Origin of the sequence: Mycobacterium sp. URHD0025 (assembly GCF_000426065.1) — a bacterium.
GTDB lineage: Bacteria > Actinomycetota > Actinomycetes > Mycobacteriales > Mycobacteriaceae > Mycobacterium.
The window spans coordinates 108,262-119,733 of record NZ_AUEQ01000015.1; the positions used below are offsets into that span (position 1 = coordinate 108,262).

General features: G+C 65.5%; 12 protein-coding genes. 9 read left to right on the top strand and 3 right to left on the bottom strand.

Annotated features, from left to right (window positions below; genetic code table 11):
* Positions 1-32 precede the first annotated feature (32 nt).
* From H977_RS0123625 to hchA, 7 genes are all read left to right on the top strand, one after another.
* On the top strand, positions 33-1,334 hold the full coding sequence (locus H977_RS0123625; RefSeq protein ID WP_051289032.1) for an NAD(P)/FAD-dependent oxidoreductase: 1,302 nt from the start codon (positions 33-35) through the stop codon (positions 1,332-1,334).
* Positions 1,328-2,074, top strand: coding sequence for a DUF1365 domain-containing protein (locus tag H977_RS33805; RefSeq protein ID WP_036476956.1), 747 nt, complete (start codon positions 1,328-1,330; stop codon positions 2,072-2,074). The genes H977_RS0123625 and H977_RS33805 overlap by 7 nt, the downstream gene beginning before the upstream one ends.
* Positions 2,071-3,339 carry a class I SAM-dependent methyltransferase gene (locus H977_RS0123635; protein ID WP_029110182.1) on the top strand — a complete coding sequence of 423 codons (1,269 nt, stop codon included), beginning with the start codon at positions 2,071-2,073 and terminating at the stop codon, positions 3,337-3,339. The genes H977_RS33805 and H977_RS0123635 overlap by 4 nt, the downstream gene beginning before the upstream one ends.
* A gap of 8 nt (positions 3,340-3,347) precedes the next feature.
* Entirely contained in the window at positions 3,348-4,115 is a 768-nt protein-coding gene (locus H977_RS0123640) for a DUF1295 domain-containing protein (protein WP_029110183.1), read from the top strand.
* 2 nt (positions 4,116-4,117) lie between these two features.
* Complete coding sequence (locus H977_RS0123645) at positions 4,118-4,699, top strand: sigma-70 family RNA polymerase sigma factor (protein WP_036476962.1); 582 nt, start codon at positions 4,118-4,120, stop codon at positions 4,697-4,699.
* Positions 4,696-5,397 (top strand): anti-sigma factor, encoded by a 702-nt coding sequence (locus tag H977_RS0123650; RefSeq protein WP_029110185.1) that lies wholly within the window; start codon positions 4,696-4,698, stop codon positions 5,395-5,397. The genes H977_RS0123645 and H977_RS0123650 overlap by 4 nt, the downstream gene beginning before the upstream one ends.
* A gap of 73 nt (positions 5,398-5,470) precedes the next feature.
* A complete protein-coding gene (hchA, locus tag H977_RS0123655) occupies positions 5,471-6,352 on the top strand; it encodes a glyoxalase III HchA (RefSeq protein WP_029110186.1) in 882 nt (293 codons plus the stop codon).
* Here the strand turns inward: hchA and H977_RS0123660 are convergent.
* The 3 genes from H977_RS0123660 to H977_RS0123670 are packed head-to-tail and all read right to left on the bottom strand — an operon-like array spanning position 6,343 to position 10,119.
* A complete protein-coding gene (locus tag H977_RS0123660; protein ID WP_029110187.1) occupies positions 6,343-6,789 on the bottom strand; it encodes a hypothetical protein in 447 nt (148 codons plus the stop codon). The genes hchA and H977_RS0123660 overlap by 10 nt on opposite strands.
* Position 6,790: 1 nt before the next feature.
* The gene (locus H977_RS0123665) at positions 6,791-9,631 is read right to left on the bottom strand and encodes an MMPL/RND family transporter (protein ID WP_502691198.1); all 2,841 of its coding nucleotides are present in this window, start codon (positions 9,629-9,631) and stop codon (positions 6,791-6,793) included.
* Positions 9,628-10,119, bottom strand: coding sequence for an MmpS family transport accessory protein (locus H977_RS0123670; protein ID WP_081681824.1), 492 nt, complete (start codon positions 10,117-10,119; stop codon positions 9,628-9,630). Before H977_RS0123670 ends, H977_RS0123665 begins: the two co-directional genes overlap by 4 nt.
* A 269-nt stretch (positions 10,120-10,388) precedes the next feature.
* On the opposite strand from H977_RS0123670, the gene H977_RS0123675 reads away from it, so the two are divergent.
* A complete protein-coding gene (locus tag H977_RS0123675; RefSeq protein WP_029110190.1) occupies positions 10,389-10,859 on the top strand; it encodes a MarR family winged helix-turn-helix transcriptional regulator in 471 nt (156 codons plus the stop codon).
* Positions 10,860-10,992: 133 nt separating this feature from the next.
* Entirely contained in the window at positions 10,993-11,454 is a 462-nt protein-coding gene (locus H977_RS0123680) for an SRPBCC family protein (RefSeq protein WP_029110191.1), read from the top strand.
* Positions 11,455-11,472 lie beyond the last annotated feature (18 nt).

Genomic DNA, 11,472 nt, shown 5'->3' on the forward strand with positions numbered 1-11,472 from the left:
ATCCGGGTCCGGGCCGGCTCCGAATACCGGGTGTGGAACATATTCAACCCGGCGGGCGCGCCGTTGCGGTGATAGGTAGCGGTGTCGCCGGCCTGACCGCTGCGTATGTCCTGTCCGCGCGCGACCGCGTCACTCTGCTGGAAGCCGACGCCCGCTTCGGCGGGCATGCCCACACCCAGCACGTCGTCGAAGACGGCCGCACCGTCGCACTCGATACGGCCTTCCTGGTACACAACGACCGCACGTATCCCACCCTGTGCCGGTTGTTCGACGAACTCGGGATCCGCACGCAGGACACCGACATGTCGATGTCCGTGCGCGACGACGACACCGGTCTGGAATATGCCGGGGCACGCGGCCTGGGCGGGTTGTTCCCCAGCTGGTCCAATGCCGGCCGGCCGCGCTATCTGCTGATGCTGGGCGAGATCACCCGATTTCACCGGCTGGCAACGCAATTGCTGCGACGCCCGGCGACCGGAGACGAGGTAACCCTCGACGAGTTCCTGCACCGGCACGGGTTCTCCCGGTATTTCACCGACCGATTCATGACCCCGCTGGTCGCTGCCGTGTGGTCATGCGCGCCCGGTGAGGCACTGCGCTACCCGGCGCGGTACCTGTTCGTCTTCCTGCAACACCACGGGATGCTGTCGGTGTTCGGTTCCCCGACGTGGCGCACGGTGGTCGGCGGGTCGGCCAACTACGTCGACGCCATCGTGTCCCGGCTGCCCGAGGCGATCACCGGCGCACGCGTGCGATCCGTGCGCCGAGGCGCAGACGGCGTGCTGGTCACCGTCGACGGACACCAGCCGCGGCGGTTCGATGCCGCTGTCATCGCCACCCATCCCAACCAGGCACTGCTGATGCTGGACCACCCGAGCGAGGACGAACGGCGCATCCTCGGGGCCATCCCCTACAGCCTCAATCAGGCTCAGCTGCACACCGACGAGTCGGTGCTGCCACGCCTGCCGAAAGCGCGCGCTTCCTGGAACTATCTGATCGACCCCGTCGATCACGCCGTCACCGTCACCTACGACATCACCAGACTGATGAGGCTGAGTGGCAGCCGGCGGTACCTGGTGACGCTGGGTGGGGCCCATCTGGTGGACCCGACGAAGGTGGTGGCCGAGATGGTCTACGAACATCCGGCTTACACCACCGAATCGGTAGCCGCACAACAACTCCTACCGCACCTCGACGACGACCGGATCGTCTTCGCCGGGGCCTACCACGGCTGGGGTTTCCACGAGGACGGTGCCGCGTCGGGATTGCGGGCCGCGCAGCGGCTGGGCGCCCGATGGGCCGGCGGGACGGTTGCGGAGCCGCTGGCATGCTGACCCCAGCGCTGTACCGCACCAGGATCACCCACGTGCGCCGAGCCCCCGTGCATCATCGCTTCAGCTACCGCGGATACAGCTGGTACGTCGATCTCGACCAGATGCCGCGGCTACCCCGTTGGCTCGGACCGTTCGCCCGATTCGAGGTCGATGACCATTTCGCAGGCGGACCGAAAGACTCACTGCGCCAACGTGTCGACACGTTTCTGTTGTCCCACGACGTGGATCTCCGCGGCGGTAGGGTGACCGCTCTGCTACAGGCGCGGGTGCTGGGATATGTGTTCAACCCGCTGAGCCTGTACTGGTGCCACGACAGCGCCGGCACTCTGCGTTTCGTGGTCGCCGAGGTCCACAACACCTACGGCCGGCGGCATGCCTACCTGCTTCCTGCGGGGCGGCCCACACGCGTGCCCAAGCGCATGTACGTCTCGCCGTTCAACGCCGTCGACGGGTACTACCGGGTCCTGGCGCCATTACCCGACGAACATCTCGACGTGACCATTTCGCTTCACCGCCAAGGACATCCGGCCTTCGTCGCCAGCCTCCAGGGTGAGCGCAGGCCGACGAACACATGGCAGATCTTGCGCTTGCAACTGACTGCGCCGCTGGCTCCGCTGGCCGGCGCGCTCGCGATCCGACTCGAAGGGATCAAGTTGTGGCTGCGCCGGGTTCCGGTGGTCCCCCGACCCGCCGAAGAAACCGTTGAGTCCGTTACCGAGAAGCAAGGGAGGCCACTGTGAGCACCCGGACCGGAACTCCCCCCACCGTCGATCCGACCCGCTGGCCGGACGTGGCACGTCCGCCACGCGGACCCGTAGCCGCGATGTCGGGCGTCATAGCCGACCGACTGCTGCGACGGGCCACCGCGACGTTGCCGGTACGGCTGGCGCTGCCTGACGGAACCGTGATCGGGGCGGCCGATCCGACTCTGCCCACCATGGTCATCGACCGGCCGGAGGCCCTGGCCCGGCGGATCGGCTGTCACGGCCTGATCGGGTTCGGCGAGTCGTACATGGCCGGCGAGTGGCATTCAACCGATCTCGTCGGGTTGCTCACCGAGTTCGGCAGGTCGATGGGCGATCTGATTCCCGCTGGGCTGCAACGATTCCGGACTGTGACGCTGCCCCGCTCGCCGCGCGCCACCCACAACGACCCTGCGCAGTCGCGACGCAACATCGCGGCGCACTACGACCTGTCGAATGAGCTGTTCTCGGAGTTTCTCGACGAGACCATGACGTACTCGAGCGCGCTGTTCGGCCAACTGCCGGGGACGGCGGCCGGGCTGGCCGACGCCCAGCGCCGGAAGATCGACCGGCTGCTCGACACCGCGGGTGTAGGACCGGGTAGCCGGGTTCTGGAGATCGGTACCGGTTGGGGTGAGCTCTGCATCCGCGCCGCCGAGCGCGGCGCGCAGGTCCGCTCGATCACCCTGTCCACCGAACAACAACGGCTGGCCCGGCAGAGGGTGGCGGCGGCCGGCCTGTCAGACCGAGTCGACATCGACCTGCTCGACTATCGCGACGTCGACGGCTGCTACGACGCCGTAGTGTCCGTCGAGATGGTGGAAGCCGTGGGATACCGGTTCTGGCCCACCTATTTTCGAACACTGGACAGGCTCGTCACCCCGGGCGGGTTGGTCGCCATCCAGGCGATCACGATGCCACACGATCGCATGCTGGCCTCGCGCGGCACTCACACCTGGATACAGAAGTACATCTTCCCTGGGGGCCTGCTGCCGTCGACCGAAGCGATCATCGGTCTCACCGAACGGCACACCCGGCTGCGCACCGTCGACATGATGTCGCTGCGGCCGCACTACGCCGAGACCCTGCGACTGTGGCGGGAACAGTTCGTCTCGCGCCTCGACACGGTGGCAGCGCTCGGTTTCGACGATGTCTTCGCCCGGATGTGGGAGCTGTATTTGGCATACTCCGAAGCCGGTTTCGCCTCGGGCTATCTCGACGTCTACCAGTGGACATTCGCCCCGACAGGAGGACCCCGGTGAACCTGCTCATCGTCACCGCGGTATCCCTGGCCGCACTGGCCGTCGTGCACGGGGCGACCTTCTTTATCGGCCGAAAACTCGGGCGGTACAACGTGGTCGACGTGGCCTGGGGAATCGGGTTCATCGTGGTCGCCGCCGTCAGCGCCGTTCTCGGCACCGGCGATCTCTTCCGGCGCGTCCTGCTGTTGATACTCATCACCGTCTGGGCGGGCCGATTGTCCTGGCACATGGCGCTCAAGTCCGCGGGTAAAGGAGAAGATCCGCGCTATCAGGAGCTGCTCGATGGTGACTATTCGGCCGGTCACGTGCTGCGCAAGGTGTTCGTGATCCAGGCAGCGGCAACCTGGTTCGTTTCACTGCCGGTGCAGCTTTCGTCGGTCCTCGGCCCGACGCCGGCCGCCCTGCGACCGGTTCTGATTGTGGGCGTATCGATCTGGGCCGTCGGGCTGGCGTTCGAGGCGGTCGGCGACCATCAGCTCCACAGATTCAAATCCGACCCGGCCAACCGGGGAGCGATCATGGACCGTGGATTGTGGGCCTGGACCCGCCATCCCAACTATTTCGGCGACTGCTGCGTCTGGTGGGGATTGTGGCTGTCGAGCATCTGCGGCTGGCTGTCGCTGGCCACGGTGCTGTCCCCGGTCTTGATGACGTACTTCCTGGTGTACGCGACCGGCGCCCGGTTGGCCGAGAAGCACATGGCGGGCCGACCGGGCTTCGCGGAATACTGCTCGCGCACTTCATTTTTCATTCCGATGGCACCGAGATCCGGATAAAGATGACGGCGCAGGCCCCGGTAGCTAGGCTGCTGTGGGTGACCGCCGAACTCGACGCGCTGTTGCGCCGGGTCGCCCGACGCGACGTCGACGCCTTTGCCGAGCTGTACGACCATACGCGGTCACGGGTGTTCGGCCTGGTCATGCGGGTTCTGCGGGATCCGGGATACAGCGAGGAAACCACCCAGGAGATCTACCTCCAGGTGTGGCGCACAGCAGACAGCTACGACCCGACGGCGGGATCCCCGATGGCCTGGCTGATGACGCTGGCACACCGGCGGGCGGTGGACCGGGTGCGTGCCGAACAAGCCGCCGGCCATCGTGAGTCCCGCTACGGTGCGGCCAACGTGGAGCCGCCGGCCGATCACGTCGCTGAGTCGGTCATCACCCAGGACGAGCAGCGGCGCGTTGCCGAATGCCTGTCCGGACTGACCGCCGCCCAGCGCGAATGCATCCACCTCGCCTACTACGACGGACTGACCTACAACCAGGTCTCTCAACGGTTGGCGGCCAACCTCGCCACCATCAAATCCCGGATGCGTGATGCCCTCCGCGGCCTGCGCAACTGTCTGGGGGCCGCATGACCGGACCCGTTGACCACGAACTGATCGAGCTGGCGACGCCGTATGCGCTGAACGCGGTGTCCGACAGCGAGCGCGCTGACATCGAACGACGTCTGGCAGTGGCCCCAGCCGAGATCGCCGCCCAGTTCACGGGCGAGGTCCAGGACGTGCGGGAGACCATGGCCCGGCTGGCGGGATCCACCGCCGTCGAACCACCGCCGCATCTGCGCGCGCAGATTCTGGCAGCGGTCTCGGTTCGCGAGTTGCGGCCCTCACCGCGCTGGCGAACCACGGCCCTGGCGGCCGCGGCAGCCGTCGTCATCGCCCTCGCCGGTGTCGGTATCGGGATCGCGCTGCGGCCCGGCCCGCAGACGACGACCGCTGAGCAGATCTTCGCCTCACCCGACGTACGGACCGTGTCCGGGGCCATCCCCACCGGCGGGACCGCGACCGTGGTGTTCTCCCGCGAGCGCAACGCCGGGGTGCTGGTGATGAACGGCGTCACGCCCCCGCAAACCGGCACCGTCTATCAGATGTGGCTGCTGCGTGAGGGCGGTGCGGAGTCGGCGGGCACCATGGACTCCGCCGCCGTCGCGCCGTCCACCACGGCGGTGCTGCCAAACCTCGGCGACGCATCGGCCCTGGCCTTCACCGTCGAGCCGGGCGGTGGTTCGACCACGCCGACCACGCCGATCTTTGCCGAGCTGCCATTGCGGTGACACGCATGAGGTGGGCCGACGCCGGGTATTACTGACCTCACCGCACAAGTCGGCGAAGGAAGTGGTGCACGACATGTCACAAGCCGCGAACGACCTCAGCAAGGCGCCCACACCGGATCAGGCCGAGGACAACGCGTTCTTCCCCTCGCCCTACTCGTTGAGTCAATACACGTCCGCCAAGACCGACTTCGCCGGCGTCGAACACCCCGGTGCCTACACCGAGGGCCGGTGGAAGGTCCTCATGATCGCCACCGAAGAGCGATATGTGTTGTGCCAGAACGGAAAGATGTTCTCTACGGGTAACCATCCGGTGGAGACGCTGCTGCCGCTGCACCACCTGATGCAGACCGGATTCGACGTCGACGTCGCGACCATCTCGGGGTACCCGGCCAAGCTGGAACTGTGGGCCATGCCCCACGAGGACCAAGCCGTGCTGTCGACGTACGAGGCACTCAAGCCCAAGCTCAAACAACCCCTCAAGCTGTCCGAGCTGGTCGCGGGTCTCAAGGCCTCCGACTATCTCGCCATCTTCGTTCCCGGCGGGCACGGCGCCGTCGTGGGACTGCCGGGCAGCGAAGCAGTAGGTCACACACTGAACTGGGCGCTCGACCACGGCCGGTTCATCATCACCCTCTGCCACGGCCCGGCCGCGCTGCTGGCAGCCGGTCTGGGCGAGGCCCCGTCGCCGTTCGCCGGATACTCGGTGTGCGTGTTCCCCGACTCGCTCGACGAGGGACCCAACATCGATATCGGTTATCTGCCCGGACGTCTGCAGTGGCTCGTCGCCGACCTGCTCGCCAAGCAGGGGCTCACCATCGTCAACGACGACATGGCCGGCACCGTGCACCAAGACCGCCGCCTGCTCACGGGCGACAGCCCGCTGGCCTCAGACGCGCTGGGCAAACTGGCGGTCAACTGCCTGCTCGACGCGCTCGGGCAGCAGCCTCAGGCCTGAATCCGCGGCGGAGCCGGATTCGGGAGCCGCCGCTTCAGGCGCGCGCTCCGCAGTATCTGCATCGCCATGTTGGTGGAGGTGATCATCGGGAAGACGCCGAGAAACGTGCGCTCCGACGGGGTGCGTCCGTGTAGCTGTTCGAGGCTGCCGAAGACATAGAAGCATCCGATACAGAACAAGGTGGCCGGAACGGCGAGCGCCAGGACGCTGCCACGATCGGCGAGGACCTGCCGTGCCAGGGACAGCTCGTCGTCCGTGAGCGCTTCACGTTTACGAACCTTGCCCAACGTCGCCGACAGGGCGCCGACGGCGAGCTTCGAGGTGACGTGGGAGTGGCTCCTCATCCGCCTGGTGAACACGAATGCCACGACCGCGAACAGCCAGATCAGTGCGAAGGAGACGATCGACAGGATGCCGTACAGAGTCGACGTGGTCATGTCACGCCTCCACTCGCTGCCGTTGGGTCAGCGGCTGCCGTAGCGGGCGCTGCCGGATGAAAGTCGGCCACCAGAACCACGGACCGAGGAAACGCAACAGGCAGGGCACCACGAACGACCGCACGACCAGTGTGTCGAGCAGCAGGCCGATACACACCGTCGAGCCCACCTGGCCGATCGTGCGCAGATCGCTGATCAACATGGCCAGCATGGTGAACGCGAACACCAGACCCGCGGAGGTCACCACACCACCGGTGCTCCCGAGAGCGCGGATCAGGCCGGTGTTCAGCCCCGCACCCGACTCCTCCTTGACCCGCGAAATCAGCAACAGGTTGTAGTCCGAGCCGACCGCGACCAGGATGATGAAGGTCAGTGGCAATACCAGCCAGTGCAGGTGCAGCCCGATCAGGTGCTGCCACACCAGGATTGACAGCCCGAACGCGCCGGCATACGAGAAGGCCACCGTGCCGGGAATGACCATGGCCGCGACCAGGCTCCTGGTCAGGTACAGCATGATCAAGAAGATCAGCACGAACGCGGCGATCGCCACGATGAGCAGATCGGACGCGGCGTAGGCCTTGATGTCCTTGTTGTTCGACCCCGCGCCGCCGATGTAGATCTTGGAACCGGCCAGCGAGGTCTCCTTCAGTGCCGCCTTGATCGCGTCGGGGAACTGTTCGACGTGGTCGATCCCTTCCGGACCCATGGCATTGCCCTCGTGGGTGACGATGAACCGGGCGGCCTTCCCGTCGGGCGACATCATCAGCTGCATGCCGGTCTTGACATCCTCGTTGTCGAACGCCTCCCTCGGGATGTAGAAGAAGTCGTCACTGCGAGATTTGTCGAAGTCGTTGCCCACGTTGATCAGGTCGTAGTACGTCTGGTCGGTCTGGGTGGACTGCAGATGCGCGGGTCCGTAGTTGTTCGTGATAACGCCCAGCAGGGACTGGCTGTCGGCCATCATCCGTTCCAACTGCGAGATCATCTGCGGCAGCAGCCGATCGATGGCCTCGAACGATGTGACGGCGTCGGCGATCTGGGCATCGAGGCTGTCGATGCCGTCGAGTGAGTCGAACAGCGATCGCATCGCCCAGCAGGCCGGGATGTCGAAACAGTGTGGCTCCCAATAGAAGTAGTTCTTCAGGGGCCGTAGGAAGTCGTCGAGGTTGGAGATCCCGGCGTTCATGTCGTCGGTGACCTGCTTGAGATTCTCCAGTGTCAGCACCGTCGAATGCAGTTCGTCCGCCATCTGCCGGGTCAGCCCGATCACCTTCTGCAACACCTCGACCGAACGCGCCTGGATCTCGGCCTGCTTGTCGGTGTTCTCGTTCTGCTGCTCGGTGAACGGCAACTGCTGGCCGCTTCCGCTGCCCTGGGTGGTGAACAAGTAGGGAATCGTGGCGTGCTCCAGCGGCCGGCCCAGTGGCCTGGTGATGCTCTGAACCATCGCGACACCGGGTAGCCGGATGAGGCTCTTGGCGACCCGGTCCAATGAGATGAAGTCCGCCGAGTTGCGCATGTCGTGATCGCTCTCGACCATCAGCATCTCACTGAACAACTTGCTCTGCGAGAAGTGGCGATCAGAGGCCTCGAAACCGAGATTGGCTGCACCATCGGCAGGTTGATAGGCACGATCGTCGTAGCTCACCTTGAAGGTGGGTACGAAAACCGCACCGATCATCACCACGGCGGCACTGGCGGCGAAGACGGGTTTGGGCCATCGCACCACACTCGTCGCGATCCGCCGGTACAAGTGCCCCTTGGTCATGCGCTTGGGATCGAACAGACCGAACAGGCTGCCGAGGGTGAGCAGTGCCGGCGCGAGGGTCAGAGCCGCGGCGATGGTGAACAGCATGCTGATGGCGACCGCCGGCCCCATGGTGTGGAAATAGTCCAGCCTGGCCAGGCTCAGGCAGTAGCAGGCCCCGGCGATGGTCAGTCCGGAGCCGATGATGATGGGAGCGACGCTGCGGTAGGCGGTGTAGAAGGCGTCGTCGCGGCTCTCGCCGTCCTGTCGGGCCTCCTGATACCGCCCCATCAAGAAGATGCCGTAGTCGGTTCCCGCCCCCAATGTCAGTGCCACCACGATGTTCACCGCGAACGACGACAACGGGATGATGCCGAAGTGACCGAGCGTCGCGATGACGCCCTTGGCGACAAGCATTTCGATCAGCACGCTCACCAGCGGCACCAGTACGTTGGCCACCGACCGGTAGACCACGAGCAGCATGATCACGATGAGGATGATCGTCAGGATCGTGATGTTGTTGAGGCTGGAGTTTGCGATGGTCAGCGTGTCCGATGCCAGCGGGGCGGCACCGCTGACGTAGACCTTGAGCCCCGGCGGTGGGGTGTCATCGGCGATGATGTCCCGCACCGCGTTCACCGACTCGTTCGCCTGGAGCTGGCCGATGTTTCCGGCCAACCGCAGCAACACGAAAGTTGACTTGCCGTCCACACTTTGGGCACCGGCCGCGGTGATCGGCTTGCCCCACAGGTCCATCACGTACTGCACGTGCTCGGGGTCCTGCTTGAGCCGGTTCATCAGATCGTCGTAATACCGGTGATCGCCGTCGTCGAGCGGTCGGTCGGCCTCGAACACCAACATGGTGAGGCTCGTGGAGGTGGACTCTTGGAACTTCTCGCCGATGCGCAGCATCGCGACCTGCGAGGGTGCGTAGTTCGGGATCATCGAGCCTGCCAATTGCTCAGCGACGTGCTCGACCTGCGGGATGAAGGTGTTGGTGGTGACGGCGAGAAGCGCCCAGAACACGATGATCGGCACGACAAGGACGCGCACGGAGCGGGCGACGAGTGGGCGGTTGGCCCGATGATTGCTCACGCGGACTTCACCCGGCAGGTGACGTCGGCTTCGGCATGGGTGGACGATTGTTCATCGCGCACAACGCCGTTGACCAGCATCCGGCACCCGACTTCGCCCCCGCTGACCTGTGCCGACATGCTGCCGGACACGACGGTCAGTGTGGACGTCTCGGTGTGTGTCCATGGCAGCTCTGTGAGATCCACCTTGTGCGGGTGCCCGTCGATGTCGACATAACTCAACATCCCGCCCTCACCGATCGAGCCGAACAACTCATAGGTCAGCTGCTTCGGGGTGAACTGCTCGGGCGCTTGCGCGGCGAGGACGGCGGGCACCGGGCCCGGTTCGGACATCTGATGCACCTTCCAGACCCCAAGCCCTCCCACACCGACGGCGATCACGGTGACCAGCGGCAGCCATCCGTTCTCCAGGATGGTCAGGCTTCGCGGTCTGCGTCCGACTCTGCCGGGTTCTCGATCGCCGCCGCTCGCGGGTTGCTCGCCGCTCATGACGGAAATATATATCGCATATAGGAACCAATCCTCAAGGTGCTCGCGGCGCTCGGACGCACATTCACAGCAGGCTGACAGGCGCCTGCCGACAGGCCGTGACGGCGCCGACGGTCAATAATCGCACGAATTACCGGGGATTCTGCCGACTTTCCCAGCTCGCGGATTCCCCACATCGTCCTGCGCCGGCCCGACTTCGCGACCGCAGGCCAAGCGAGCCGCACGCTCGGTGCGCTCAATTTACTTCCCATTTCTGATATAAATGGGTCGTGGCCAGCACACCCACCGACAGCAGCGTGGAAGCGGTTTCGGCGATGCTCGTGGCGAGCGCCGATCTGATGTGGCGCCACCTCGCCGATCGCAAGGGGCTGAGCGCGAGCGCGACGCTGGTTCTCGTCCGTCTCAACCGGGAGGGGCCGATGCGGGTCACCGCGCTCGCCGAGGCAGAGGGGGCGAGCCAATCGGGCATGACACAACTGGTGCAGCGCCTGGAAAGCCAAGGGCTGCTGGAACGTTGCAGCGATCCCGACGATGGCCGGGCGTGCCTGGTGAAGGTCAGCGAGGGTGGCCGCCGCCTGTGGGAGGAACGTGCCGTCGTCCGCAAGCAACGCATCGCCGAGCTGTTGGCCGCGTTGCCGGAGGACGACCAGACAACACTGTGGCTCGCCGCTCAGGTCGCGGCCCGGCTGGTCGATCAGATGCGCGCGACAGCCGACGCTCCGGACATCACCGGCGAATAGGGTGATGCCCGAGACCTTCACACGTCGACAATCGCACCGGCCACCATCGCTGCGAACCCCGGAAAATACGTAGTCCTCTGCCCGCACCGGGGCTACGTTGACGCCGATCCCCCAGGAGGCGAACGCAATGGCGATGGACGGCTCAGTCACGGTGCGGATGTCCGCGCCGGCAGACCGCATCTGGGACCTGATCTCCGACGTACGTAACACCGGAAAGTTCTCGCCGGAGGTGATGGAAGCCGAGTGGCTCGGCGGTGCGACCGGACCCGCGCTGGGCGCCAGGTTCCGGGGCCACGTGAAGCGCAATGAGATCGGGCCCGTCTATTGGACGACCTGCGAGGTGACCGCCTGCGATCCGGGACGCGAGTTCGGTTTCGCGGTCCTGCTCGGCGACCGATCAGTCAACAACTGGCACTACCGGCTGACACCGGCAGGGGCGGAGACAGACGTCACCGAGTCGTTCCGGATGACCCCGGGGGCGTTCACCACCGTGTTCTCGGTACTCGGCGGACAGCTCCGTCGTCGCCGCAATGTCCGCGACATGCGCAAGACGCTGGAGCGGATCAAGGCCGTCGTGGAGAACGGCGAGAAATAAAACGGTCGCGCCCGGCGT